The 26,916-nt window shown below is 61.4% G+C and carries 18 protein-coding genes; 8 read left to right on the top strand and 10 right to left on the bottom strand.

Features of this window, described 5'->3' with window-relative positions:
• Nucleotides 1-109: 109 nt before the first annotated feature.
• From treZ to ACXYMS_RS15170, 4 genes are all read left to right on the top strand, one after another.
• Nucleotides 110-1,831 (top strand): malto-oligosyltrehalose trehalohydrolase, encoded by a 1,722-nt coding sequence (gene treZ, locus ACXYMS_RS15185; RefSeq protein WP_458907632.1) that lies wholly within the window; start codon nt 110-112, stop codon nt 1,829-1,831.
• Nucleotides 1,828-4,086 carry a malto-oligosyltrehalose synthase gene (gene treY, locus ACXYMS_RS15180; protein ID WP_458907630.1) on the top strand — a complete coding sequence of 753 codons (2,259 nt, stop codon included), beginning with the start codon at nt 1,828-1,830 and terminating at the stop codon, nt 4,084-4,086. Before treZ ends, treY begins: the two co-directional genes overlap by 4 nt.
• Before the next feature lie 116 nt (nt 4,087-4,202).
• Nucleotides 4,203-6,263, top strand: coding sequence for a glycogen debranching protein GlgX (glgX, locus tag ACXYMS_RS15175; protein ID WP_458907628.1), 2,061 nt, complete (start codon nt 4,203-4,205; stop codon nt 6,261-6,263).
• A gap of 438 nt (nt 6,264-6,701) precedes the next feature.
• Nucleotides 6,702-6,902: a hypothetical protein gene (locus tag ACXYMS_RS15170; protein WP_458907626.1), complete on the top strand. Its 201-nt coding sequence runs from the start codon at nt 6,702-6,704 to the stop codon at nt 6,900-6,902.
• A 139-nt stretch (nt 6,903-7,041) separates the two neighbouring features.
• Here the strand turns inward: ACXYMS_RS15170 and ACXYMS_RS15165 are convergent, their stop codons facing one another.
• The 8 genes from ACXYMS_RS15165 to ACXYMS_RS15130 all read right to left on the bottom strand — a co-directional run bounded on the left by ACXYMS_RS15165 (nt 7,042) and on the right by ACXYMS_RS15130 (nt 16,002).
• A complete protein-coding gene (locus ACXYMS_RS15165; RefSeq protein ID WP_458907624.1) occupies nt 7,042-8,175 on the bottom strand; it encodes a YihY/virulence factor BrkB family protein in 1,134 nt (377 codons plus the stop codon).
• 50 nt (nt 8,176-8,225) lie between these two features.
• Nucleotides 8,226-9,296, bottom strand: coding sequence for a DUF3618 domain-containing protein (locus tag ACXYMS_RS15160; protein WP_458907622.1), 1,071 nt, complete (start codon nt 9,294-9,296; stop codon nt 8,226-8,228).
• Entirely contained in the window at nt 9,296-9,712 is a 417-nt protein-coding gene (locus ACXYMS_RS15155) for a phage holin family protein (protein WP_458907620.1), read from the bottom strand. Before ACXYMS_RS15155 ends, ACXYMS_RS15160 begins: the two co-directional genes overlap by 1 nt.
• Nucleotides 9,712-10,413, bottom strand: a complete 702-nt coding sequence (locus ACXYMS_RS15150; protein ID WP_458907618.1) for a hypothetical protein — start codon at nt 10,411-10,413, stop codon at nt 9,712-9,714. The genes ACXYMS_RS15155 and ACXYMS_RS15150 overlap by 1 nt, the downstream gene beginning before the upstream one ends.
• A gap of 404 nt (nt 10,414-10,817) precedes the next feature.
• The gene (locus ACXYMS_RS15145) at nt 10,818-12,386 is read right to left on the bottom strand and encodes a caspase family protein (RefSeq protein ID WP_458907616.1); all 1,569 of its coding nucleotides are present in this window, start codon (nt 12,384-12,386) and stop codon (nt 10,818-10,820) included.
• On the bottom strand, nt 12,359-13,924 hold the full coding sequence (locus ACXYMS_RS15140) for a caspase family protein (protein WP_458907614.1): 1,566 nt from the start codon (nt 13,922-13,924) through the stop codon (nt 12,359-12,361). Before ACXYMS_RS15140 ends, ACXYMS_RS15145 begins: the two co-directional genes overlap by 28 nt.
• Before the next feature lie 5 nt (nt 13,925-13,929).
• Entirely contained in the window at nt 13,930-14,907 is a 978-nt protein-coding gene (locus ACXYMS_RS15135; RefSeq protein ID WP_458907612.1) for an OmpA family protein, read from the bottom strand.
• A gap of 27 nt (nt 14,908-14,934) precedes the next feature.
• Nucleotides 14,935-16,002 (bottom strand): DUF4384 domain-containing protein, encoded by a 1,068-nt coding sequence (locus ACXYMS_RS15130; protein ID WP_458907610.1) that lies wholly within the window; start codon nt 16,000-16,002, stop codon nt 14,935-14,937.
• Nucleotides 16,003-16,167: 165 nt separating this feature from the next.
• Between ACXYMS_RS15130 and ACXYMS_RS15125 the strand changes: the two genes are divergently transcribed.
• The 4 genes from ACXYMS_RS15125 to ACXYMS_RS15110 are packed head-to-tail and all read left to right on the top strand — an operon-like array spanning nt 16,168 to nt 24,623.
• Nucleotides 16,168-16,761: a hypothetical protein gene (locus ACXYMS_RS15125; RefSeq protein ID WP_458907608.1), complete on the top strand. Its 594-nt coding sequence runs from the start codon at nt 16,168-16,170 to the stop codon at nt 16,759-16,761.
• Nucleotides 16,742-17,122 carry a hypothetical protein gene (locus tag ACXYMS_RS15120; RefSeq protein WP_458907606.1) on the top strand — a complete coding sequence of 127 codons (381 nt, stop codon included), beginning with the start codon at nt 16,742-16,744 and terminating at the stop codon, nt 17,120-17,122. Before ACXYMS_RS15125 ends, ACXYMS_RS15120 begins: the two co-directional genes overlap by 20 nt.
• A 57-nt stretch (nt 17,123-17,179) precedes the next feature.
• Nucleotides 17,180-21,001: a caspase family protein gene (locus ACXYMS_RS15115; RefSeq protein WP_458907604.1), complete on the top strand. Its 3,822-nt coding sequence runs from the start codon at nt 17,180-17,182 to the stop codon at nt 20,999-21,001.
• A 22-nt stretch (nt 21,002-21,023) separates the two neighbouring features.
• Nucleotides 21,024-24,623: a WD40 domain-containing protein gene (locus tag ACXYMS_RS15110; RefSeq protein WP_458907602.1), complete on the top strand. Its 3,600-nt coding sequence runs from the start codon at nt 21,024-21,026 to the stop codon at nt 24,621-24,623.
• Between the two features lie 44 nt (nt 24,624-24,667).
• On the opposite strand, the gene ACXYMS_RS15105 is transcribed toward ACXYMS_RS15110, so the two are convergent.
• Nucleotides 24,668-26,095: an aminobutyraldehyde dehydrogenase gene (locus tag ACXYMS_RS15105; RefSeq protein ID WP_458907600.1), complete on the bottom strand. Its 1,428-nt coding sequence runs from the start codon at nt 26,093-26,095 to the stop codon at nt 24,668-24,670.
• Entirely contained in the window at nt 26,092-26,883 is a 792-nt protein-coding gene (locus ACXYMS_RS15100; RefSeq protein ID WP_458907598.1) for a gamma-glutamyl-gamma-aminobutyrate hydrolase family protein, read from the bottom strand. Before ACXYMS_RS15100 ends, ACXYMS_RS15105 begins: the two co-directional genes overlap by 4 nt.
• Nucleotides 26,884-26,916: the final 33 nt, after the last annotated feature.

Genomic DNA, 26,916 nt, shown 5'->3' with positions numbered 1-26,916 from the left:
AACATAAACTCGCACGTCGTTTTATCGATCAGACCTCAACAGCGAGAGCAACAAAACGCTTTGTACGGCATTGCCGACATCAGAGCTTTTGTCGCTTTAGGAGGAGCGAATGATTTCGTCATGGGGCGCCTCACCCGTTTCCGGTGATACCTGGTCACTAGGGCTCTGGGCGCCATCGCGCTCAAGCGTGACCTGTGAACTCGAAAATACCACGCACCCACTGGAAAGGTGCGAGGACGGATACTGGCGCACAGAATTCACTGCCCCCTCAGGCGCGCGCTATTCTCTCAATATCGACGGCCAGCGCCTCCCCGATCCCGCAAGCCGATTGCAGGCGGGAGACGTTCATGGCTCCTCGCGCCTCGTCAACCCAGCCTCCTATAACTGGTCCACCGCCTGGGGTGGCCGGCCCTTCCATGAAGCTGTCATCTACGAGCTCCACATTGGCACCTTCACCGGCGACGGCTCATTCAGGGCTGCCGCGGAAAAAATGCGGGAACTGGCTGATCTCGGGTTCACCGCGATCGAGATCATGCCGGTGTCGCATTTTTCCGGAGGGCGTGGTTGGGGATATGACGGCGTTCTGCCCTTCGCACCGCATCCAGCGTATGGAAGTCCGGACGATCTCCGACACCTGGTCGAAATTGCTCAGCAGCACGGCCTGATGGTTCTCCTCGACTTGGTGATGAACCATTTCGGCCCTGACGGCGCTTATCTCCATTCCATAACGCCTGAGTTCTTCAATCCCGACCGTCACACGCCTTGGGGCGCCGCCATCGACTTCTCGCAGGCACCAGTGCGTCGCTACTGGATGGAATGCGCCTTGATGTGGCTCGAGGACTACCGGCTGGACGGTTTGCGGCTCGACGCAGTGCATCAGATTCAGGGGGAAGGCGCAGACCAATTCTTTGCCGAGCTTGGACAGGCCGTCTCCGAGCTAGACCTTGGCCGGCCGCTGCACCTGATTGTCGAAGACGAACGGAACGAGCCGGGACTACGGGAGACAGGCTACTATGCCGCTACCTGGAACGACGATTTTCATCACGCCATCCACACCGCCCTGACCGGGGAGAGCCAGGACTACTACGCCTCTTTCTCCGTCGATCCGATTGGCGACATCGCCCGCGCTCTAGAGCGTGGGCACATCGAAGAGGGACAGGACCGATCCGGTCGTGAAGCGCCGCGCGGCGCCGATTGCCGGCACCTGCCGGTGACCAGTTTCGTCAATTCCATTCAGACACATGATCAGATCGGCAATCGCGCTCACGGCGAGCGGCTGTTGAGCCTTGCTGAGAGTGCGGATGCCGTCAAAACCGCCTATGCGCTTCTGCTCGCCGCGCCATACACGCCGATGGTTTTCATGGGTGAAGAACGCGGTGCGACAACGCCGTTTCTTTTCTTTGCGGATTACGAGGGTGAGTTGGCCGCCGCCACCCGCAAAGGCAGAGCCGCCGAGTTTGCCGGCATTGCCGCTCTCGGCGACCAGGTGCCCGACCCCATCGATCCGCATACCTTCTCGCGGTCCAATATGGACTGGTCCGACACAGCTGAAGCACGCGACTGGCAGAGCTTGACGCAGAGAGCTCTCGCCTTCCGCCATCACCATGTCATGCCGCTGACAGCGACACCCCGTATTGGAAAGGCGCAGGTTGCCCTTGTGGGAGAAAAAGCGATCTCCGCCCGCTGGATCTTTGCGGCAGGTGAACTCGTTGTACTTCTCAATTTCGGGGCCGTGGGTGAGCATTCCGCCATCGACCGTGAACCGGATTTCTCACAATTTGATCTCGCCACAGATCCTTACGCCCTGGCGGTTTGGAGTACACGAACATGACGCAGCACCCGCCGATTGCCACCTATCGCATCCAGTTGCGCAATGGTGTGGGTTTCGGCCAAGTGCAGGAGCAGATGGGTTATTTCGCCAGTCTCGGCGTCTCCCACCTCTACCTCTCGCCCATTTTCACGGCCGCAGGCGGCTCAACACATGGCTACGATGTTATCGACCCGGCGGAGATCGAACCTGTGCTTGGCGGGCGGGCCGGGTTTGAACGTTTGGCTGAAGCGGCGCGTAATGGGGGCCTTGGGATCATTCTCGATATCGTGCCCAATCACACAGCCTTTACCCTGGACAATCCCTGGCTGCAGCAGGTGCTGATAGAGGGCGAACAAAGTGCCTTTGCCCGCCACTTCGACATAGATTGGGCTGCGGGTCCGCTGGTGCTGCCCATTCTCCCAGAACCGTTCGAGAAAATGCTCTCTGATGATCGGTTCCGTGTCGAAGAGGGTCATCTGGTTTTTGACGAAAATCGGGTTCCCTTGCGGAGGGACACGGAATTCGATGGTGCTGATGCGGACGCCTTTCGGCGGCTGCACGAAAGCCAGCACTGGCGCCTTCGACATTGGGAGGCCGAGCGCGACAGCATAACCCATCGACGCTTCTTCAATGTAACCAGTCTCGTTGGCATGCGCGTTGAAGATCCTGAAGTCTTCGATGACACACACGAACTCATCATCGATCTGGTGAAGCAGGGACTAGTGCAAGGGCTGCGCGTCGATCACATCGACGGTCTAGCTGATCCTGCCGCCTATCTCGATCGTCTGGCAGAGACCCTGCCCGAAACACCGGTATGGGTAGAAAAAATCCTTGTAGGCAATGAGCGTCTGCCCGAGGGTTGGAAGACAGTCGGGACCACGGGATACGAGGCGGCCAGGCTAATTGCGCGCGGCCTGACCTCGCATTCCGGTCTTGAGCGCCTCGATAAGAGCTGGCGACAAGCCACGGGTGAGACGGAAACCTTCGAGGCCGCGCTTGCAAGAGCAAAACGTGACATTCTGAAAAACGAACTGGCCGCTGAGCTGCACCAACTCATAAATCTGGGAAGCAAGGCGGCTGAAGGTTCTGCACGCGCAGAACCTGGGCCTGAAGCCCTTCGTGAGGCACTCATTGCGCTACTATCTGCAACACCACGGTATCGAACCTATATCGACAGCACAGGCACAAATGCAGGTGATCGCGCGATCATCGCCGGCATGGCTGAACGCGCCAAGATCGGCCTGCGCTCGGGAATTGTGATTGACGCGCTTGCTGCAGCGCTGAGCAAACCGGACACCCGGGCCGCGATGCGCTTTGCCCTGCGATTCCAGCAGGTTTCCGGGGCTCTATTGGCAAAAGCACAAGAGGACACGGCCGGGTTCCGGTGGACGCGCTACCTTGCGGCCAACGAGGTTGGAGCCGAGCCGGAAGAAGCGACCCTTGAAAAGGCTGAGGCAGACGTCTTCCTTTCGGATCGTTCGCCCTGGGACATGACGCTGACCTCCACACACGACACCAAGCGCTCGGAAGATTCACGCATGCGGCTGGTCGCGATGAGCCATGCCCCTGATGCCTTTGGCTCTCTCTATGCGACGGCGGAAAGCATGGAGGCAGCGCTCCCTGTCGCGCCCAAGTGGCGTTGGTATGTTGTGCAAACGTGCCTGGCAATCTGGGATCCTGATGACCCGAATCTGACAAACCGTCTTGCCGATCACTTGCGCAAGGCCATGCGGGAGGCGAAGGAGACCAGTTTCTGGACCAAACCAGACGAGGGCGCTGAGACGGCAACGATTGGTCTCGCCGAGGCAGTGATCGGCGCGTGGCGCAAAAGGTGTCCCGCTGAGTTGTCGCGACTTCTGGCGCTCGGCGACTCCCTGGTAATGGCACAACTGGTCGCTAAAATGATCATGCCTGGCTTCCCGGACATTTATCAGGGGAGCGAGGGTATTTTCCTGGCCCTGACTGATCCAGATAACCGCCGGGCAGTGGATTGGTGTGCGCTCGCAAGGCTCAACGAGGGCGAAGGATTGTCCGGAACCAAAGCCCGATTAACGCGTCGCCTGCTCGAGCTTCGCCGCGAAGAAAGCTCGTTCTTGGCGACCGCCGTGGCACGCATGGAACTGTCCAACGGCCGGATGGTGTTGGAGCGCAGCGACGGTCAGCGCTCGCTACGGGCTGGTCTGGCTGACAGCCTGGAGACGGAAAATGATACCATCTGGCAGGAGCAATTTGGCGACCAGTATGTCTTCCTCGCCTGGGGCTCAGCAAATTCTTAGAATTGTCGATACGGGCCGGAACCGCTCTCTTCCGAAAGACGTTCAAATGCGCCGTCCCTGGTGGTCGAGCATAATTGTCATGGTTCCGCGCGCCTCCGCCCGGCCTGGATTAAGCAATGAGCAAATCTCTCGATCGCAAGCCGACCTTTGATCTCCAGGCCGGTCGACCCGACATCCTGGGCGCTGAAGTCATGGGAGACGGGACAAATTTCGCACTGTTTTCAGAACACGCCGAACGCGTGGAGCTTTGCCTGTTCGACCCTTCGGGGAAAAGCGAAATCCATCGCCTCGATCTGCCCGCCATGGAGGGCGGCATATGGTTCGGCTACCTGCCGGGCGTCCTTCCCGGGCAGGTTTACGGATACCGCGTCCACGGCCCCTACGCCCCCGAAGAGGGCCATCGCTTCAATCCCAACAAGCTCCTGCTCGACCCCTATGCGCGGGAGCTAAAGGGCGGCATCGTTTGGGACGATGCGCTGCATGGCTATACCATCGGTGAGGACGACCTGAGCTTTGATGAGCGCGACAGTGCGCCGTTTGTACCCAAGGGCGTCGTTGCCGACCCGGCTTTTGACTGGGACACTGATCGCGCCTTGCGGACGCGCTGGCAGGATACGGTGATTTACGAAGGCCACGTTCGCGGGCTGACAATGATGAACCCGGACGTACCGGAAGAGCTGCGCGGCACCTTCAAGGGTTTGGCCACCGACGCCATTATCGACCATATGCTCAAGATCGGAGCATCGACCCTTGAACTGCTCCCGGTCCACGCCTTCGCCAATGATCGATATCTCGTCGACAAGGGGCTATCCAATTATTGGGGCTACTCGACATTGTCCTTCTTCGCGCCGCACGCTCCCTATCTGCACACTGGCCAGATCCGCGAAGTCAAGCAGGCCATCCGCAAGTTCCATGCCGCCGGCATCGAGGTGATCCTGGACGTGGTGTTCAACCACACTTGCGAGGGCAATGAGCTTGGACCAACGCTGTCCTTCCGCGGCATCGACAATGCGAGCTATTATCTGCTCTCACCCGAGAACAGTCGCCACAGCTTCGACACGACTGGCACAGGCAACACTCTCAATGTCTCGCATCCCATGGTGTTGCGCATGGTGCTCGATAGCCTTCGCTATTGGGTGCAGGCCATGCATGTCGATGGATTCCGGTTCGATCTTGCGTCCACCCTGGGCCGGGAGTCTGAAGGCTTCGAGCGCGACGGCTCATTCTTCAATGCGTTGCGCCAGGATCCTGTGCTGGCTGGCATCAAACTGATTGCAGAGCCGTGGGATATTGGGGATGGCGGCTATCAGGTCGGCGGCTATCGATGGCCATTCCGTGAATGGAACGACAAATTCCGGGACGACACCCGATCGTTCTGGCGCAAGGACGACGGTCTGACAGGCGCCATGTCTGAGCGGCTGTCAGGCTCTCCGGTGCAGTTCAATCACAGCCACCGCCCCGCGACTTCGAGCGTAAACTTCGTCGCCGCACACGACGGCTTCACCCTATGGGATACAGTGAGCTTCAACGAGAAGCACAATGATGCCAATGGCGAGGACAACAATGACGGCCACGATCACAACTTGTCCGACAATCTGGGAGCGGAGGGTGAAACCGAAGACGAAGGCGTTATCGCCGCGCGTATGCGGCGGGTGCGAGCCATGCTCGCGACGGTATTTCTCAGTCAAGGTGTCCCGATGGTGCTGGCCGGTGACGAGTTCGGCAACAGCCAGAACGGCAACAACAATGCCTATTGCCAGGACAATGAAATCAGTTGGCTGGACTGGAACAAGGCTCGACCTGAAATTGTCGAGGCCGTTGCAGCACTCAGCGCTTTTCGCAGGTCGACCAACTTAGCTCATGCCCGTTTTGGAGTGGCGGAGGCCGCTGAGCCGAACGACAATCCAGTACTTGAGTGGTTGCATCCAGAAGGCAGGCAGATGGCAGACACCGATTGGCAGAATGAAGGCCTGCGCTGCTTCGGACTGAAAACCGTGTCTGCATCTGGGGCCGACACATTGGTGCTTCTCAATGCTGGCGATGACGCAGAATTTGTTTTGCCGGACGGAGACTGGACGCTGCGCATCAACACTGCCAGCGATACCGTCGAAACTGATGAAGCCGTTTCTGGGTCCGTCGCGGTTCCCTGGCAAACTGTGATGGCATTTGTCCGGTGACAGTTGAAGTCTGCCCGCCTTGCAGACCGCATTTCGACTGAAGGCGTGCGATCTCCGTCCGGCAAATCGACCCAAACTTAATATATGTAAATGAAGGCAGGCCGCCGCATCGCTAACAATCTTCGCAAGGAGTTGTAGCATGGCGAAGTTTCGAGTCGTTGACCTGCGCTCGGGGCGCATTGAGCCGGACTGTGTCGTTGAGGCCAAATCGCCAGAAGAGGCCGCGGCTAAGGCCTTGAATGTCGAGGGCGTGCGCTCTGGCAATCGCAGGAATTTGCTGTGCCGGGTTTATTGGGAAACCGTCCACGGCAACAATATGGTGCGCCTTTATCGGCTTAGCGCCCACCCAACACCTTCTCACTGGCCCCCTTGATACTGAGACGCGCGAACTTTTCGCGTCCTCATCCCCGCTTGCTAGCGAAAGCCTGGAGACCGAATATGGATAAGGAAGTTGCCTGGATTGATGGTTGGGAGGTGCGGCGGCGGCCGGATGGCAGTTTCGGCGTATACGATGCTCACAGCCTGCTCGACGGTCCATATGGCCGAAAAGAGGACGCCATGGCCGCAGCATTGCGTTTGCCGCATCCCAGAGGTCAGCAGTTGAAACCGCCACGCATCCGACCACCGATTACCGTTTAATTGCACTTGGACCCGCTTGCCCGACTTCCGAATTGAAGGTTCCTAGTGCGAGTTGCACGAAGTTGCCATTCCGACGCGGTGGTATTTGAGTGCGAGGACTGGAAGAGCCTCGGCGCTGGCCCACGCGCCTCCAAAACCGTCAGGGACGGCGGTGGGTTGTTGGACCCGATGATGAGCCTTGATCCTTGGCTCTGGCGAAGCGGGAGACGAGGAGCGCGGGCAAAACCATGCCCAAGGCAGCCAAGGAGAACTTCTTTCGGTTTCGGATTTTGGGAACCTCGACCGTCTCGCGCTCGGGCGGCCAGACCCGGCCAACCGCATCTGCCATATGGGCACCGCGCTCGCCGAGGGGCACGGGGTCTCCGGTGGTGGTATCGCGCGCCGTCTGATGCTCCACTTCCGAATTGAGTTCGGCGCCGAGTATGACAATCGTCGTCGAAACCCACAGCCAGATCATGAGGCCGATGACCGCACCCAGAGAGCCATAGGTGGCACTGTCGTCGGAAAAATTGCTGACATACCAGGAGAAGATCACTGAGCCTGCGGCCAGCATCAAAACCGCCAGCAAGGAGCCCGGGGTGATCCACCGCCACTTCGCCTGTTCGCGGCTGGGCCCCCAACGGTAAAGCGCCGCGATACCAAATGAGAGGATGAGCGCCATCGCGACATAGGCCCCGGCGCGCGCCGTCCACCCCAAACCCTCCGACCACGGGAGATACGAAACGATAAAGGGCAGAATAAGCACCACCGTGATGACCAACAGGGCCGATAGCGCGCCAGCCAGAGCGAACAATAGTGCGATGCCGTTGAAGGCAATGAAGGAGCGTCGCTCATCCTCATGGTAGGCGATATTCATGGCCTGGAACATGGCTTTGACCCCAGCGCTGGAGCTCCAGAGGGCGAGTACTATGGACAGCAGCAGTGATAAGCCGAGGCTATCAGAACTCTGAGCCGACAGACGGGTTAATTGATCGCGCACGATCTCAAGCGCGCCGGGAGGAATGATCCCGACCAGCAAGTTGACCTGTCCGACGACGCTCGAGGGGTCGTTAAACAGGCCGTAGATCGACACGAAGGCATTAAGCGTGGGTACCAGCGCGAGGAGAATGTAAAATGTCGCTCCGGCCGACGTGAACAGCACGCGGTCCTCGCCAATAGCGCGAAACACTCTCCACCCAATGTCTTTCCAGCCCGCCAGCGGGATATGGTTGGGCGTGTCTGCCTGGCGGCCGCGACCTGGCTGGGCGGCATATTTCGGATCGCTATCGCTCATCTCTGCTCCCGGAGCAGCCGGGGAGGACATTTGGGCCTCCCCGGCGCTATTTACGCGTGACTGGCACTGTCGTCTTTGCCGCCTGTCGGGGCCTTGTCCACGGCGTCCGAAAGGCTCGACTTTGCTTTTTCGTACGCTGTCCCAGCCCGTTCGGAAGCGTCAGCGTAGACTTCGCCGGCTTTTTCCTTGCCTTCATCGTAAAGGTGGGCGGCTTCGTCCGCCGCTTTACGCTTCAAGGTATCGGACTGCTTGCCAACCAACGCGTCTTCCTGAGCAGTATGTGGGAGACTGGACCCGAGTGCTGCGCCAAGTGCGAAGGCAAGGCCTCCCCCGACCAGCGGTTGGTCGCGAAACTGGGCGAGGATCATCTGGTTGAGATTGCCAACCTGATCCTGCATGGCGCTTGCGGTCCGGGCCGCGCTGTTACGACCAGCATCAGCTTTTGCGCGGGCGCCATCACTCACTTCCTGGAGCTTGTCTCGCGTCTTCTGCCAGGTGTGGGACGCCCAGCCGCTGGCCTCATCCATTTTATTGCCCGCGTCATCGCGGAAATGTTCGATGCGTTCGCCCGCGGCATTGGTAAAACCCTTGAAGCGGTTGCCAGCCTCGTCGATGAAGTGCCCGGCGCGCTTGCCGTTCTCGTCGCTCAGGGCGCGAAATTTCTTTCCCGCGTCATCGGTGAAATTGGCGAAGCTGCGACCGTGCTCGTCGGTGCTATGCCCGGCGTGCCGCATACTGGTCCCCGTGATAATCGTAACCGGGTAATCGCCGTACTCTTCTTCATCCAGATCGGAATTCTCATAGCCGCGATTGCGATTGATCCTGCGATCCCACGCCTTGTCCGTGTCGTGATTTGATGCCGCGCCATTGGCTGGCTTCGCCATCAACCAGGCGAGGCTCACGCCGAGAAGCGCCACGGGAAGCGGATTGGATGTGACTTGGCGTTGCAGGTTCGAGACAATTTCTCCGCCACCCTTGGTATAGTTCAGCAGTTCGTCAACCAACTGTCCGGGGGAGAGCTTATCCTGGATCTGGTCGATCGTATCCTCAACGCGGCTGCGCTGCGCGTCAATCTCGCGCTGCAGGTCGGCGGAACTCTTGTGCTCGGTTTCGTAAGACATCACAGCGTCTCTTTCACGGCTTCAGCATCCCGGCCCAGCGAGGCCGTGGTGCGATTCAAATTCAAATTGCTTGCCCTGAGCGCATCCATGCCCCGGTTGATGGAAACCCAACCGATGGCGCCCACTACAACGGTGACGATAAGGGCGGCCAGGGCGCTGGCTAATGTGGGATCCATTTCCATCCCCACCATCCAGGCAGCGAGCAGTTGCACAACAGCACTGAGCAGCACGCCTAGTGCGCCGAGAAGGAGAACACCGCCAACGGCGATCGCTGCCAAAGCGGCCAGGGCCTGCGAAAATTTCTCGGATGCTTCGGTCTTTGCCAGCTGTACTTCCTTCTGGAAAAGGCCCGACATATCCGAGACCAGACCATTCAGGAGGTCGGCTAGCGGCCGACTATCGTTTGTCGCACTCATCACAGTTCTCCCGAGTAATTGCCTGACCCTGTCGCGCCGCCATTTGATGACGGTTGGACGCTGCTTTTTGCCTGAGATGCAGAATTGCCCTTGTCGCTGCGGCGATGCGCCGAGGCCAAAGCGAAACGGCTTGCCATGAAGCCCGTCAGGGCTGCAGCACCCAGGAATGCCAGCGGCTGTTTGCGACCAAATTCTTCCGCAGCGCCCATGAGGTCATCGGCATCGCGCTGGTGGATTTGCGTGCCGACATTGGAGAGGCCCTGGGCCAGTTCACGGGCATAGCGAGCCACGGTCTGCTGTTCGTTGCCATCCAATTCGTCTGCCACCTTGCTGATCGCCGAAGCGATGCCGGTAAGCTGATCTGCAGCGAGGTTTTTCTGATTGTCTGCGAATGACTTGGCATTGGCTGAAGCCTCGTCCAGCTTGCCCTTGGCCTGATGACCAAGTTCCTGAATATCTTCGCTGGCCTTTTTCGTTACCGCGTCGAAATCTTCCTTGGATTTTGCGCTCAGGCTATTGAGATCCTTGTCAGTCTGGCTTTGTGGGCCGGATGAACCGGAACCAGTATTGCTACCGGTGGTGCTCGTGAATTCGGTGCTCATCGGTACCTCCTCGAAAAATGTGATCACATCGACTGTCGTCCTAAGGCGACAATGGTTCGTCTCTGGACGAGTTCCCCAAAATTGATGAACCGGCTGCACCGCCGACTGGAGCTGGTGAACAGGGGAGGTCCTCCGAGGGCTTTGCAGGCCATCGAGATATCCGCAATGATTTCAATGACGGGGCTGAACCGCGTAGGTCTCCTGGCGCCCGTAAGGGCCAACCAACTCCTCCGAAGTCGATTTGCGCTTTGCGGAGGAGGAGGAGGCAGAGGGCAGGCTCTTGTTGGCCTTAAACGTTGCTGTCGAGGTTGATGGTGGGACCAAACAGGCGCTGGTCACTCAATGGCTGGCGCTTGCCGTGTCGAGCCCTGATGCGACTTAGCCGGCCTATCGACGGCGCAGGCCGCTCAATGCAAATTTATCTGCTGACCTGAATCAAGGGGAGGACTGCGCAGGCCCTTGGGAGCCCTCCCGTTCAGCCTCCCAACTTGGTCCGGGGCTCGTCACTCCACGGAATAGGGGACGCTGACATAGGCCCAGGTCCGGGCCCTGTTCGGTATATCCGGATCGGGGCTGAGAACGGGTGCCTGCAGATCCGCAGCCACGGCCAGCAAGGCCCGGTCCAGCCGGTCAGGCGCGGCGAAATCTGCGCTTTCCAGCAAGGGGCCGATATCGACATCTTCTTCAACAACCAGCACCAGCAGGGTGCCCGCTCCCGCATCGGTCGCGATGAATTCGAAGGGATAATTGCGATCCGGAATGGTGAGCGGTGCTCCGGCGACTATGGCGAGCCGCTGACCTGCGGCCGCTGAATAGGCATTGGGATAGATGCGACGGAATACCCCATCCGGGCCGGTATCGAGAACCACAAGCTGCCCGCCACGCTCCGACGTGATCCGAAACTGTACCGCAGCGCCCAGCGGGACAGTGGTGGATGGAAGAATTTCCGCCGTGACCGCGAAGTCGTTCTCATGCTCGAACAGGCCTTCGGCGAGATCGACAAGGGCAGGAGAATCCGACACCGCGGACGCTGTCATTGTTGGCACTTCTGCTGGCGGGAAGGGCACCGTTGCAACGTCACGCGGCGCCAACACCCGGGCCCTGTAGCTGTGGGGTGCCAAAAGTTCAGGGGTAAAGCCTGCGGCGCATGCAGAGCCGAGACTGCTGCAGAATGCACCGGCTTTCTCACGCACATGGGCCAGCAAGGCGCTAGCGGTAATCCGGCCCGAACCGGAACGGTCCGCGTCGAGATCGCGCAGGCCTCGTACAAAGGCTTCCGTAAAAATGCCCCTTTGCTTGCCGTCTTCTGCGACGCTCTCCCAGGCGAGCTGCGCCAAAGTCGCGGCCTGCCAAACCGCAACACCCTCTCTGGCCGAACCGTCCCGCCGCACGGGATCGATCAGGCGTATGGTCGTCTTAGCCCGCTCCATGAGATCGGGGCCGTAGTCGCCAGGGGCAATATTGATCGGTGTCGTGGGCGTGATGGTACGGAAACGGGCATCGTTTCCTGCAATGTCCGCGTCCAGGTTCGCCCCCCGAGTCACTGAGCCGGAATAGCAGGAATCGGCGATGATCGTGACATCCCGCCCCGAGAGGCGGTCGATCAGTTCGCCGATCTGCGCGCCCAGGACGTGACCTCCGGGCTCCTCGGCCACAGGCAGGACATCAAAGCTGGCGTCGAACGGCACCAGCGTCGATGTCAAGCGCATGCCGCCACTGGCCTCGGGCACGGCCACCTGCGAGCCGTGGCCCGAAAAATAGAACAAGGCGCGGTCACCCTCGGCGGTCCCCTCGACAAGCCAACTTTCGAACGCGTCCAAAATCCCGGCGCGCGTGGCCTCTTCATTGCTGATCACCATAACGTCCGCTGCCTCGTAGCCGAAGACATCGATCGCCAGCGAACGCATGGCCACGATATCGTTGTCGGGGGCGGTCAGATCGCCGATCTCGTCGTTGAGGTAGTTGGCCACGCCCACGATCAAGGCCCGGTCTCGAGCCAGTACGGGGTCCGCAGCGCCGAGCGCTAGCAGGGCGACTATTGCGACTAGTGCGAAGGCTGCATGGAATCGCATTGACCGTTGCTCCTCAGAGACTTGCAGGTAAAGACCGAGTTGATGCCGATCCGGATATCGGAACCGGTTCCGGCGTGGCGGATCGCTTCGTAGAGCGCCATGGGGTCGGAGACGGAATGAAGCTCGGCCAGCCGCGCGTGGAGGCCAGCCAGAGGCCCATGGCTGGTGATAGTGATGAGATTGTCCGCCCCGAAGGGCTCCGTCACCGGAGCGTTGAGGGTAAAGGGGCGCTGGGCGGACCATTTGACAGGATCCCCAAGGGCGGCCAGCGGCCAGACGAACTGCACCATGCCCCTCGCGTTGAGATTGACCACGGTGACGTATTCGCGCCCCTCCAGATCGGCCTCGAACCGAATCTGCTGACCCTCGAGCAGGAATTGGTCGGAAGGGGTAATCCAGGCCTCCACCGCGCTGGGCTGCCGCATCATCGACTGGCGCAGCCAGGCGATGACCCGCGCCGCGTTGACGGCATCCTGCAATTGATCCGCCTGCATGTCCGATGCGAGCACGTCGCCGCTCTGTCCCAGGAGCTGGCCGGCCTGCGGGTCCCAGATCAGGTCAGCCGGCGCGCCGGCCTCGGCTGCGGTGACGCCATCGGGCCAATCCCCCGGCGCGCCGATGACCGCCAGGCTCAGCACCGCCGGAGCCTCTGTTGGGGTCTGGGCGGCATCGACCGAGAGGATGACGCGCTGCGGCTCCGGGATGGTGGCCTGGGGCACCTGCCGGTTTTGCGACAGCAAACGCACCAGCGGGGCCACATAGCGACGCAGGGACGCCGCGGTGACGGCTCCGGTCTCGTCCTGGGCCGCGCCCTCCAGGCCACGGGCTATCGCATAGGTCAGGGCGCCGCGATATTGTCCGTCCACCAGCACCTCATGAACGGCCATCTGCTCGACCGTTGCCGAGAACACCGTGAGCCCCTGGATCGGCGGTCGCGCTGCTAGGGGTGCAGAGGGTGGAGCAGTGGCGACCACCGGCTCGATTTCGAAGCGCTGGAACTTGAAGGGGAGCTCGGGCGCCCGTGGATCGGTGCCGCGCACGGCGGCGCCGGCATGGCAGGCATCAGCCACGAACACCACCTCCACGCCCTTTCGGTCGGCGCTCTCGAACAGATCATAGAGATGCTCGTCCCTCAGGATTTCATCACTGGCCGACTGCTCGTGATAACCATGAAGCAGGAAGCCCTTTTCAAAGCCGTCGGGCGTTGCGGGCGCGCCCTGCCTCTGCGGAACGCGAATGCCGTGCCCGGAGAATGACAGCAGGATGGTGTCGCCCGCCACGGCGCCAGTCATGACATCCGCCCAGGCCTGCTCAAACGCGGCGCGCGTCGCCTCGCCATTGGTGAGAGCCGTAATTTCGGCGTCCGGCGTAGTGCTAAGCACGGTGATGAGGTCTCGGGCATCGTTGACCGAACCGCGCAGCGCCTGTTTGTGGGCATAGTCATCGATCCCCACCACCAGCGCCTTTATCGCCGCCAGGCCGGGCTGGACCATGGCGAGGCTCACCACGAGTGCGAGAATGACGGAGGGCCGGGCCATGATCCTCACTGGCTCTCCAACAGAACCACACGACGGTCCATCCGGTGCAGTTCGTCCTCGCTATAGGCGGTGGGGTCATCGGGCTCGAATGGTTCGGACTCTCCGCGGGGCAAGAGCTCCAGCTCGCCCTCATATCCTCCCGCGCGCAGCACGCCTGCCACCGCGTCCAGCCTTTGCTGTGACAGGGCCAGGTTATAGGGGTCGGAGCCGATGGGGTCGGTATGTCCGCTCAGCGAGATGCGCTCGTAATTGTCCGCGAGGACACATTCGAGCAGGACCTCGGCGGCTTGTTGCCCGGTCGCGGTGAATTCCGCGCTGCCGAATTCGAAATTGATGGGCAATGGGCGGAAACTGGGCGTGAAGCCGCGGATAGAACTGAGGAATATCCCTCCGCATGTGCCGGCGCGGGTCCGCACGACTTCAAGCTGCGGCGCCAGCATGAGGGCTTCGGTCATGCGGCTGTGGATCGAGCTTGTCTCATCGGGGCCGGGATAGGGCGGCTGGCCATAGGCCTCGCAGACCGGCGCCTCGCCGATGACATTGATGGCATCCTGATAGTTCCGGGCCGCGCGCTGGTATTCGAGCGGTTCCTTACTTTGCAGCGCGATGGCCATGGACAGATCGGCAATCCCGACCAGGACCTGCCAGGGGGCACCAAATTCCTGAGCTGTCTCGAGGCTCTGTCTCAGTTCGCGTGCGCCGGTGCCCTGGTCGGCGCTGGCATAGGCCTGCTCCAGGAAACGCAGGCTGACGATCTGCCCGGCGCAGAACAGCGCCGCGTCGCCACAGCCCTGATCGGGCGCCGCGAGCGCGGCATAGGTCCGGGCCGCTGCCTCGGCACCTGCATCGGAGGTCGCAAGCCGCCGGACTTCGGCGTCGCACGATGGACTGGAGGCAGCGAAGGCGACGCCGGCGGGAAGCGGCATGCAGGTGAGGGCAAGAGCAAGCAGCACCGGCACAGCGCGCGCGAATATGGGGTTCACGTTAGACACCAAAGCCTCCAGGCCCGATCACTGATGAATGGTCAATATTTTGAAGGTCCAGCCATAGCCTTCCGGAATGGCCGTCTCTTCGGGCGCGGATGCGGCGATCAGCGCGCGGCCGAGTGGTTCGGCGGGCGAAAGGGCCGCAAAGCCGCCGGTGAGGTCAATGCCGGCCTCCCAAGGTGGCGTATCGTCGGAGCCGCAGAGGACATAGACAACATCCTTGCCGGCGGGCCCGGCCGCAATCACCTGGACAGGCGCACCTTCACCCGAGACCACGATGGTTTCCTGTGCATCGAGCTCATTGTCCATACCGTCCGATGTCGGGAACAGCACGTTGACGCTGTCGTCCTCGGAAACGGCGACGACCCAGAGGTGGCAGGCGTCCAGCGCCGTAACCGCCATGGAGACCACGTCTCCCGCGGCGTAGCTGCTCGCATCGGTGACCAGCATGGGTCCCCGTGGAACCCCGGTGGTGGCAATGGCCATTTCGGAGACTTGTGGCGCCTCGGCGCTATCGGCCTCGCCGACGGTGTAGATCACCTTGTCATAAGAGGCCACTTCGACCGCGTCGGGAATGGCGGCGAGGGCCAGGTCGCGCGTAATTGCTTCCGCGCCGCCCTCGATGGTCCGATAGGCCCCGGCGCCGGTCAGGCTTTCGGGCGAGATGAACTCCAGCGGCTCGGAGGAGGCGATGACCCGAACCAGTTCGGTTCCGGTCGGTCCCTGGGCGGTGATCTGCGCAGGAGCATTGTCGCCGGGAATGACGAAGACCTTACCGGGCTCGATGGCATCGGCCGGTTGAAAGGCATTGGGGAAGAGCTGCACGGCGCCGCCCGATGGCCCGACCGCAATGATTGTCAGATAGGCGCGCTTGTTGGTCATGACCGAGAGGCTGATGGTCTCGCCCTCGGCATAGCTATTGTCTTCATGGTCGACCCAGGCGGTCACCGTCAGGCTTCCCACCTGCGGCACCGAGGTCCCCGCCAGTGCCTGCTGGGCCAGGGTGAGGTCCCGGACGACATCCTGGGCCTCTGCCGGGAGAGTGGCGGCAATCACTGCGGCCACGAGGGTCGCGAAGGTAAGGCGCTTCATATTATGTCCCCATTCAACAAGCCCAATATCGGGCGCTGCGGAAACATAGCCGCCGATTGCGCTACACTTCCAATACTAGTTCCGCGCAGCCCTCCCATCGAATTGGAGCCCTTCCGAACACTTGCTGCTTGTCTGGCGCGGTCCGCGGTGCTTGGATCGTCGCTATTGACCAGGCAGGATTTTGTCACTGTGGATGCCGATACTGTACGCAATCTGGATTTCATGGAAGCCGTTCATAGAATGAAGGCGAATTTTTACAGATCGGTTATTGCACTTGCCGAGACCAGGGACACCTCAACACTTCACCTCCTGCGCCAGGAGCCGCTCTACCAGCTTGCCGAATTCCTGTTCTCGCTCAAGGCCAATGAAGTGATCTCTGCCGAGGGGCTGGAAAGGCTGGCGCAATTGCACAACCAGCATCTGGCCAGCATCGGGCAGGATGCGGCCCGGATGCGCGAATATGGCTTGACGCCGGAGCGGCTGCAGGCGGCTCTATTCGCCGATGACCAATTGGCCAAGCTGCACAGCAATTTTTCACTGAGTGGCGCCATGGACCAGTCCGACCTGGCCCGTCTCCTCGTGGCGGTCATGTCGCCCGAGACCTGTCGCAAACTGCTGGTCGCCGCTGAGGCAGCGGGTTTCGTGAAACGACAGCGTTCTCCCTATGGGGCCATGCTAATCCGCAGTACCGGCGTGCTGGAAACGACATTGGAGAAGGTTCTTGGAGAGGCGCGTCACGATGTTTGCCCTTTGTCCTGATCGCTTCTGGCTGGTCGCAATCGTCCTGGCCCTCGCCTGGGCACCGCCTGCTCTGGCCGACCTGACCGGCATTCCCGCCGCACCCCCGCCGCTGAGTCGGGCTGACGACCTGACAGTCGCCGAGAACCCGGCGCTCGCCGCCATCGCCCAGGACCATCCTTGGCTGTTGCGGACCGTGCTGCGGAGCCTGGTGCCAAATGGGGCGACGCCCCGTGAAACCGGCGTCCGTCCTGTGCCGTCTGTGACGGACCTGAAGACGTTCAATGACAATCCCGCATTGGGCCAGCTCTGGCGCTCCAATCCGGCGGCGTCGCTGAACCTGTTGCAACTGATCCGCAGCGCACGGCAGACGTCCAAATAGCGCCTGCTGGCCAGAGAAGACGAAAAGATGCGGCGAGCCTTTCACATGAGGGACGACATGAACCCGGACTTCGAGCATTCAAGTGGCTTTCGCCCCTCGCTATCGCTGTTCCAGTGGCGCCGGTTGCGAAGCATGCTGGTGATAATGGGACTGCTGGCAGGAATTTTCACCGCTGCGACCCTACCGGCTCAGGCCGACCCGGCGACGCTGCGAATGCAGAGCATGCTCTCATTTCTCGGACATGAACCTGGAGATGCTGACGGCGCTATGGGGCCAAAGACGCGGGCTGCACTCGATTCTTTCCGTGTAAAGGAAGGGATTGCCCACGATGTTGAGGGAGAGGCCCTGCTCGATGCCCTCAGGGCCAGCATTGTCGCTCTCGTCGCCGAGAATCAACTTCCCCAGCAGGCGCCCGTGGCTCTCGCTCCGACCAGCTTTACGGACATGGAGTTCATACAGCCGCTCCGTTCCGAAAACCTGCTGGCAGCGGGCAAGTGCAGCGGCGCCCATCTGTTCCGGCTCGATACGCTCGAGCCTCTTGGCGTCGTCAACTCGTCCTTCTGCCTCAGGGTGCTTGGCGCCCTCGAAAGCAGAAATGCTGCAGTCGTATCCCTCGCGGGCGGGAGCATCGCCCTTCAGGATCTGCGAACTTCAAATTTGATGGAGATGCTGAGATTTACGTCAGGCGACCTCATCTCAGCCGGCGCCGTGCACGAGCAAAGCGGGCAGGTCGTGTTCGCCACCAACTACGGCAGCACGTTGTATACCCTATCCCTCTCACCGCCCTATCTGGAAAGAACAATCGGCAAGATTGCCGGCGAGGAGGAGGTGTTCGACATCAGCATCTCCGAGGATGGACAGTATGCGTTGACCGCATCGGCGGGCGTGCAGCTTTGGGATCTGGCGCGTGGCCGGTCCGTGCGGACCTATGACCATTCATGGATCGGTGCACTGTCATCCTCTCATCTGGCGCTGCTGTTCGTCCATGATGACGGCACGGCCCGCATCGAAGTTCGCAACATCGCCGACGATGCCCTGATCGCGCAAAGCCCCACATTCCCGCTTGGCACCCATTACTCCAACGGTCGAGCCGTCTATGGCAGCTATTTCCTCGATTTCGCGGACAATGGACAAAGCGTCGTGCTGTTCGGCGGGCAAGCGGAGGCGGGCAGCACCGAAGTCCTGGAATGGACCATCGGCAGCGACGAAATCGTCGCAACCCCGTTGCCAGCGCCTTTTGACGGCTATGCGACAGTCGACCAACAGGAGAACCGACTGCTCATTGCCGATGCGGGCGGCGTCCGATCCGTCGATCTTTCCGGTGAGCAGGGCATTATCAGTCGCGATGTCCGCCGGGGGGTCCAGACCATGGCCATGGGCGCCCGTCCCGATGGCGGACAGCTCGCGATCATGGGTGCCGTCCCGGCATCCGGTTCATTGGAACTGGTGCTGTTTCTCGTCGATAGCAGCAATGGCGAGGTCGACCACATCCCATTGGGTGTACCGGTCTACAGCAGCGCTTGTTTCGGCTGCGCGTCGTCCCGCAAGGTCCTCTATCTTCCGGGTAATGACCGCGTCCTGTTCTCCGACAGCGGCAAGATCATCGTTGTGACGCTCAGCACTGGCGCGGTGGAGACCGTGCTTGAAGACGCGACCTACGAGGCCATGTTTGCAGGGCTGGCGCTATCCCCTGACGGCAACCAGCTGGCCGTGGCGCGCGCCACCGGCATAACCCTTCTGTCGACCACCGACTGGTCGGTGGAGAGGACAATAGAGAGGGAATTCGACAAGGCGTTTGGCATGCCCATGAACTATGTCGACGGCGGCAAGAACCTGCTGATCGGTTCATACGAGCGCATCGATGTCATTTCGGTCCAGTCGGGGCAGCGGCTGCTGACATCGCCCTTCGAACTGCGCGCCGAGGGACAGCACTACACACTCCAGTCCAATTTCATTACTCCCATGGGCGAGGGATCGGAGCGCTACCTCATCGGTGGGAACGCCATCTGGGGCATCGGCAAGATATGGGTCTACGAGAATGGCCGGTTGCGCGACCTTTCGGCCCAGCCAGGCCGAATTCTTCGATCCGGAAATTCGGGCTATGTGACGTCCCTGGCCGAGGAAACCTTCACCTATAATGACGGCAGTACCGTTTCTGGGATAAACACCGATGAGAGCGGTCACTTCCTATTGACGCGTCATTCGGGCGAGGTGGCCGGCACCGTGGCCCTGCCCGATGGTCGCTTCGTCAGTGTCGGGAATGCGGGTGACATTGTCTTCCTTCGCCCGGACCTGATGGAACGCAAGGCCGCCGAACTCCTGCGCACCCAGCTTTTCGGCCCAGAGGACTGGGTGTCCTATACGTCGGAGGGCTTCTTCGTGTCATCCGGCATCGGCGACAAGCAATTGCTGATCCGCAGCGGCCGCGAGAATGTCTCCCCGATCGAGTCCGTCTATGACGCGCTCTACCGCCCCGACCTGGTCGCAGCCAAACTCGTTGGCGACCCGCAGGGAGTGGTGGTCGCCGCAGCCGCGCAACTGGATATCGAGGCGGTCATCGAGAGCGGCCTCGCGCCCAATGTCGCGATAGCCGGTCTGGCCGACGGCACGGAGGTGGATGCCGACAGCATCACGGTCAATGCCTCCATCACCGATCGCGGCGGCGGCATCGGCAAGATCGAGTGGCGCGTGAACGGCATCACTCTGGGGATCGAGGAGCGAGGGTTTGACCGGCTCTCCCCCGAAGCGGACCTGACGATGGTACAGGCTGTCGCCGCCAGCCAGACGCTTTCGCTCGATCCGGGCGACAATATCATCGAAGTCCTGGCCTATAATCAAAGCGGGCTGATTGCTTCCGAGCCCGCCTCGGTCATGGTCCAATGGAACGGCGCCTCGTCGATGACGCCGCCCAGGCTGCATGTCCTGGCCGTCGGCGTGGACAATTATTACGACAGCCGTCTCAAGCTCAACTTCGCGACTTCAGACGCCAGGGCCGTCGGCGAGGCCTTCCGCGTCGCCGGCGAGAAACTCTACCAGAGCGTCGAAGTCACCACGGTGCTCGACGAGGCCGTCACGGCCAGCAATCTGGGCGATGTATTTGCCGATCTCTCGAGCAAGGTGCGCCCGCGCGACGTCTTTGTCCTGTTCATGGCCGGGCACGGCAAGACCCAGGACGGACGCTATTATTTCCTGCCGCAGGATTTCCGCTACACCGATGAGAGCTCGATTGCCGCCGGTGGCATCGATCAGGACCAGTTCCAGGAATGGCTGGCGCTGATCCCGGCCCGGAAATCGATGCTGCTTTACGATACCTGCGAAAGTGGCAGCCTGACAAATGCCGCGGCATCGCGCGGGCTCGAGGAAGTCGCGGCGCTGGCGCGGCTGACCCGGGCCATGGGCCGCACCATCCTGTCCGCCTCGACCGACAATGCGCCCGCCATCGAGGGTTACAATGGCCATGGTGTGTTCACCTATGCGCTTCTCAAGTCCCTGGAGGATGGCGACAGCAATGGCGATGGCAGCATCGAGGTCACCGAGATCGCGGGATCGATCGACCGCCTGGTGCCGCAAATCTCCTTTGACGCCTTCCGTCTGCGGCAGGTGCCACAGATGTCCATCGTCGGGTCCAGCTTCCCCGTGGTGCAGACCATGGCCGTGCTGAGCGAGACACAGGCGCCGGTGAACCGCACGCCGAGCCATGTGGTCATCGCCGATACCAATCTGCGCGGCGAACCTGCCGATGAGACGGCGGCGCTGGGGGCGGTCGCCCCCGGCACGCTGGTGCGGGTCGTGTCCGAGGGCGAGGGATGGAGCCAGATCGCCAAGGATGGGGTGATCCTCGGCTTTGTCCCCACGGCAGCGCTGGCGGCCATGCTATAGGCAAAGGCGGAGGAGGGGCGTCATGCGCAAGCGGGTTCTGACATGGCTGGGCCGGGGGCTCGCGGCCGCCTTGCTGATCTGGAGCCTGGGCCATTCTGCGGTGTTGGCTTTCGATCAGACCACCTACGAACTCCAGGTGCTGCTGACCGAATTGGGATATGAACCGGGACCTGCCGACGGTCTCAGCGGCCAGCGTACGCGCGAAGCCCTCGACCGGTTCGCGACCGAACACCAATTGGACAGCGAGACCGCGCCGGCCGAAATCCTGCCGCGCCTCCGGCAAGTCGCATCGGGCGGCGTCAGTCAGACGACCGGCATCGCCACCGAGATCATGCCGCAGATCGACTTGAGTACGACGATCGCACTGTCACCGGACGGCAAACTCGTCGCAGCCGCCGATTTCGGCGGACAGATAGTCATCGCGGATTTGGTCGCAGGACGCGTGTTGCGGACCCTGGTGGGGCATGGAGAGGGCGTGCAAGCCGTTGCCTTTTCAAGGGACGGCAGCATGCTTGCTTCAACCAGCCGCGACGACACGGCCCGGCTTTGGGATGTGGAAAGCGGAAGGCTGCTTCATGTTTTTCCCTTGCCGAGCGATGGACGGGATGTCGACTTTTCTCCCGATGGCGCGGCACTGCTGACATCCAGCATGTCCAATGAGATCCAGTTCTGGAGTCTTCGGACCGGCGAGCGCCTCAAAGTCATGAGATCGAACCAATCCCTTTTGAGCAATCTGTTCTTTTTGGATGGCGGCCGCCAGCTGCTGGTAACCGCATTTTCCTCCTTCGAGATCTGGGATCTGACGCGCGGGAGGGTGGTTCAAAGCGTGGGACCGGCATTTGACCAGGACGCGCATATGAGCCGCACCGATGTTTCGCCGGACGGACGATACCTTGCAGCCGCCGTGGGAAAGCAAGACGTGGTGATCTGGGATCTGGCGAGCGGCCATGAGCAGACCCGGTTTCCCGCGGAAGAATACACTACCCTGCTCTTCCTGCCGGACGGGAAGAACGTGCTTTCGAAGTTGGATGGAAAACTCCAGGTTCGATCCATAGAGACGGGTCATCTGGTCAGAGAACTTCCTGGTTCCGGGGTCGGCATGGCGCGTACGCCCGACGGACACGTCGTACTCGTTAGCAGCCGGCTGAGGATCATAGACCCCCTAAACGGCCAAACGCTCTCGGAAATGGACAGCAAGGTCATCCGCCAGAGGCTGGACAGTTTTTCGCTCGACTCCAGCGAACTTAAGATCATCTCCTCCGAGGGGGTGCGCGAGCTGAACAGCCGCACCGGTGAAATGGAAGCTCTGGAAGGGTTTGACCGCAAAGGTTCCCTCTTCGCCATCGCTGGAAACACTTCGGTCTTCTTCAGCGAGGGCAAGTTGATTATGTGGGACAATTCCACCCGCTCGATGCGTGCATCCGCGGATATCGACGTCAATTTGCTGGCTCTGTCCCCTGATGGAAATGTCGTTGCGGCGATGCCCCCAAGCCGCAAATCTGTCTTCGTGTACGACACAGGTTCAGCCGTTCTGCTGCATCAGTTCAACCTGGAGGACTCCGTATTCGAGGTGGCTTTTGCCCCTCAGGGTGACCTGGTGGTGATGTCGACATTCCACGAAACTCTGTTTGCCAGGCCGAGCACAGGCGAAATCCTGCGCCGGATACCCACCGGAGCCGACGCCCTCGCCTTTTCGTCGGATGGCCGGTTTCTGGCCGGACGGCGACTTGCCGCAACATCGACAGAGGACGGCGACTTGATCATCTGGGAGGCAGCCACGGGCCGGGTCAAACTGACCCTTGAAGCCGGACAGGACGAGATTTCCGCTATCGTGTTCGCGCCAGATGGTCAGGAGCTGGCCAGCCTGGGCAATAGCGGACTGATCAGAATTCGCAATGCTGCTACGGGGCAGTTGTTGCGTGCCCTGCCGAACCGGTTTGCGGGTAACCGAGGTCAGCTCGTCTATTCAGCTGACGGGCGAATTCTGGCGGCCGCCCTGAGCGGAAGCGGCGCGCTCCAATTGTGGGATGCACAGAAAGGCAAGCTGCTGGCGCAGTCTTTCGCGTTCAAGGACGGCGAATGGGTCACGCTGACCCCCGAGGGTTTCTTTGCCGGTTCTGAAAGCGGGGCGCACAATCTTGCGGTTGTGCGCGGGCTCGAATCCTATTCGATCGACCAGCTCTTCGAGGCGCTCTACCGACCCGACCTTGTCGCGGCCAAGCTGGCCGGTGACCCCGACCTTCTGGTGGCTGACGCCGCCGGCCAGCTCGCTCTCGAAAGCGTACTCGACAGTGGAGCAGCTCCTGGGATTGTCATTGCCGGCCTCGACGACGGGAGCATCGTGGAGACGGACAGGATCGAGGTGTCGGCGCTGGTGACGGACCGGGGCGGCGGCATAGGCAGGATCGAATGGCGCGTCAACGGCATTACGCTCGGCCTCGACGCGCGCGGCTTTGACCGACTTTCGCCCGAGGCAGGGCAGACCGGACACGAGCCCGTCGCGGTCAGCCAGCTTCTTACCCTCGACCCGGGGGTCAATCTCATCGAGGCCGTCGCCTATAACAAGGAGGAATTGATCTCCTCGGCGCCGTCCAGCGTTACCGTCATTTGGGAAGGTATCTCGGCCTCCGAGCCTCCAACCCTGCATGTCCTGGCAGTGGGCGTTGACGAATATAATGACAGCCGCTTGCGCCTCAATTACGCCGCCAGCGACGCCGCGGCCATCGGCGACGCCTTCAGGCGCGCTGGAGCCGGGCTCTATCAGAGCGTCGAGGTGATGACCCTCACCGATGCGGACGTGACGTCGTCCGGTCTGGCCGCGGCCTTCCAGACTCTTTCCGCGCGGGTTCGCGCGCGCGATGTATTCGTCCTGTTCATGGCCGGGCATGGCAAGACGCAGGACGGACATTATTACTTCCTGCCGCAGGACTTCCGCTATGTGGATGAAACTTCGGTGGCCGAATACGGTATCGGCCAGGACCAGTTCCAGGCGTGGCTATCGTCCATCCCGGCTCGCAAAAGTCTGTTGCTCTACGACACCTGCGAAAGCGGATCGCTTACCAATGGCGTGGCGAGCCGGGGCCTGGAAGAAGTCGCGGCATTGGCCCGCCTGACACGCGCCATGGGACGAACTGTCATGTCGGCATCAACCGACAGTGCGCCAGCGCTCGAAGGCTATCGCGGTCACGGGGTCTTCACCTATGCGCTGCTCCAGGCCCTCAACAATGGCGACAGTAATTCCGATGGCACCATTGCCGTGACCGAACTGGCCGGATCGGTGGACATCGCCGTGCCAGAGCTCAGCTATGCCGCGTTCAACTTCCGCCAGATCCCACAGATGAGCATTGTCGGCTCGGATTTTCCGGTGGTGCAGCGCGCCGATATTCTGGGCGCTCTGGCGGTGCCGAGCCCTGACCGACCGGCGCCATCGGCGCATAACCACGTCATCATCGCGCCGGCCGAGGTTTTCGCCGAACCCGAACCCGGAAGTGACCTCATAAGCGTTCTGCCCGTTGGCACTCTGGTCGGCACCATTCAAACATCGGGCAGATTTGTTGAAGTCTCGAAGGACGGCAAGGCGCTTGGATATGTCGATGCGTCAACGCTCGCCCCAACGAATTAGCCGGACCTGTTTCCGAGGGCCGGAGACGATTTCGGGCCAACGACTCAACCCAGCATCAAATGGCGGATCTGGGTATAGTCGATGAGCGATTGCATGGAGAGATCGGACCCATAGCCGGAATTCTTCATGCCGCCATGGGGCATTTCGCTGGCCATGACGCCGTGCGTATTGATCCAGGTGACGCCATATTCGAGCGCATTGGCCAGGTCCATGGCGGTTTCGGTCTTTTGCGACCACACCGACGAGCCAAGGCCGTATTCGGAGGCATTGGCCCAGTCGAGCGCAGTCTGGTTGTCGTTGAATGGCGTGATGCTGAGCACCGGCCCGAAGACCTCTTTCTGGACAATTTCTGCCTCTATGGGCGCTGCAACGAGGGTGGGCGGGAAGAAAAAGCCCTCCGGTTCGGCGGCTTTGCCCTGCATCACGTCGAAACCCTGCGCCCGCGCTCGGGACACAAAGCCATCCACGCGCTCCTGCTGGCGGGCACTGATCACAGGGCCGAATTCGACATCGTCGCGTTCGGGGCGGCCATAGACCAGCGAGCCGATCATGGTCTCGAGCCGGTCGGTCAGAGGCTGGACCACATTGCGATGGGCGAGAATGCGGCAGGCGGCGGTACAGTCCTGCCCGGCATTGTAGAAACTGGCCTCGCGCAGGGTCTCGACCAGCTTGTCGAGATCGGCATCCTCGCAGACGATGACCGGCGCCTTGCCCCCGAGTTCGAGATGGGTGCGCTTGATCATCGGCCCGGCCGCCGCCTGCAGGACGGCGCGACCAGTGCGGACATCGCCGGTCAGGGAAATCATTCGCACCAGATCATGCGAGATCAGCGCCTGCCCGACCTCGGGGCCATTGCCACAGATCACATTGACGACCCCGGCAGGGAGAACTTCAGCAAGGATCTCGCTCATCGCCAGAAGGCTCAGCGGTGTCATCTCGGAGGGTTTGATGACCACGGCATTGCCCGCGGCAATGGCCGGGGCAATTTTCCAGGCGGCCATCAGCAGCGGATAGTTCCAGGGTGCAATCTGGGCGATGACGCCGACGGGGTCACGGCGCACGAGGCTGGTGCGGCCCGGCCCGCGATAATTGCCCGCTGCCGGGGCCGGCATGTTGCGAACGGCGGTGCCGAAGAAGCGGAACACATCGGCGACATTGCCGAGTTCCCCCGCCTTGACGTAACGGAGGGGTTTTCCGGCATTGCGCGATTCCACTTCGGCCAATTGGCCGGCCCGCTCTTCGATACCGGCCGCAATGGCAAACAGCGTGGCGCTGCGCTCGCGCGGGGGACGGGCAGCCCAGTCCTTATAGGCGCCATGGGCGGCCCGGACGGCTTCGTCGACCTGCGCGGCGCTGGCCGAGGCCACCTCCGCCAGTGGCTTGCCCAGCGCCGGTTCGAAGGCGGTTTCGACCGGCCCGTCGCCGGCAACAAATCTGCCATTGATGAAAAGGCTGGTGGCAAAGGCGTTCATGCAGTCATCTCCGATCCTGGGGCCGGCATATAGCGCAAGCGCGCCGCCTCCCCCAGATAGTGCCAGAAGGCCAGATCATGCGGCCGGGTCTCGGGCCGCCATTCGGGGTGCCATTGGACGGCAAAAACGGGTGCCGGCGTATGGCTGGTCGAAACCGCCTCGATGACACCCTCGGGTCCGGTGGCATTGACCACCAGCCCCGTGGCGAGGCGATCGATGGCCTGAAAGTGGACACTGTTTACAACGAGGTTGGACTGCTCGGCAAAGCGATGCAGAGTGCCGCTGGCAGAGACGTTGACGGGGTGATCGAAAGCGAACATGGCTTCGAGCGACACATCGGCGGACGCGTGGTGCGGGCCATCGAGACCCGTGTCTCGCAAGTCGCGCAACGTGCCGCCCAAGGCGACATTGATCTCCTGCAGGCCACGGCAGATGCCGAAGACCGGCTTGGCCGCGGTGATGGCAGCCAGAATGAGCGACTGGCTCAGGCCGTCGCGGCCATCGTCAACGGGCTGCTGCCCGGCCTTGTTCGATCCATAATGGCGCGGGGCGATATTGGAATTGCTGCCGGTCAGCATGACCGCATCGAGGCGCGCCACCAGATCGGCCACATGGCCGGCAGACTGGTTGGATGGGACAATGAGGGGGATGGCATTGGCATAGCGCTCGACGGCTTCGAGATAGCGATGCTTGACCGACTGAGCCGGCTCGCCTTCGACGGTGCGGCCGCAGGCAATAACCCCGATAACCGGCCGATGCTGGAGCTTTTGCGCGTCCGAATAGGGCATTCTTGCCGCTCCCGCTTCCCGTTTCACACCGGC

Source organism: Devosia sp. CAU 1758 (assembly GCF_054482695.1).
Note: the sequence above shows the minus strand (reverse complement) of the source record. Positions and strands in the feature narration are given on the sequence as shown.

Coding starts and splice junctions, on each gene's coding strand:
- treZ (WP_458907632.1), top strand. CDS start 110: ATGATTTCGTCATGGGGCGCCTCACCCGTTTCCGGTGATACCTGGTCA.
- treY (WP_458907630.1), top strand. CDS start 1,828: ATGACGCAGCACCCGCCGATTGCCACCTATCGCATCCAGTTGCGCAAT.
- glgX (WP_458907628.1), top strand. CDS start 4,203: ATGAGCAAATCTCTCGATCGCAAGCCGACCTTTGATCTCCAGGCCGGT.
- ACXYMS_RS15170 (WP_458907626.1), top strand. CDS start 6,702: ATGGATAAGGAAGTTGCCTGGATTGATGGTTGGGAGGTGCGGCGGCGG.
- ACXYMS_RS15165 (WP_458907624.1), bottom strand. CDS start 8,175: ATGAGCGATAGCGATCCGAAATATGCCGCCCAGCCAGGTCGCGGCCGC.
- ACXYMS_RS15160 (WP_458907622.1), bottom strand. CDS start 9,296: ATGTCTTACGAAACCGAGCACAAGAGTTCCGCCGACCTGCAGCGCGAG.
- ACXYMS_RS15155 (WP_458907620.1), bottom strand. CDS start 9,712: ATGAGTGCGACAAACGATAGTCGGCCGCTAGCCGACCTCCTGAATGGT.
- ACXYMS_RS15145 (WP_458907616.1), bottom strand. CDS start 12,386: ATGCGATTCCATGCAGCCTTCGCACTAGTCGCAATAGTCGCCCTGCTA.
- ACXYMS_RS15140 (WP_458907614.1), bottom strand. CDS start 13,924: ATGGCCCGGCCCTCCGTCATTCTCGCACTCGTGGTGAGCCTCGCCATG.
- ACXYMS_RS15130 (WP_458907610.1), bottom strand. CDS start 16,002: ATGAAGCGCCTTACCTTCGCGACCCTCGTGGCCGCAGTGATTGCCGCC.
- ACXYMS_RS15120 (WP_458907606.1), top strand. CDS start 16,742: ATGTTTGCCCTTTGTCCTGATCGCTTCTGGCTGGTCGCAATCGTCCTG.
- ACXYMS_RS15115 (WP_458907604.1), top strand. CDS start 17,180: ATGAACCCGGACTTCGAGCATTCAAGTGGCTTTCGCCCCTCGCTATCG.
- ACXYMS_RS15110 (WP_458907602.1), top strand. CDS start 21,024: ATGCGCAAGCGGGTTCTGACATGGCTGGGCCGGGGGCTCGCGGCCGCC.
- ACXYMS_RS15105 (WP_458907600.1), bottom strand. CDS start 26,095: ATGAACGCCTTTGCCACCAGCCTTTTCATCAATGGCAGATTTGTTGCC.
- ACXYMS_RS15100 (WP_458907598.1), bottom strand. CDS start 26,883: ATGCCCTATTCGGACGCGCAAAAGCTCCAGCATCGGCCGGTTATCGGG.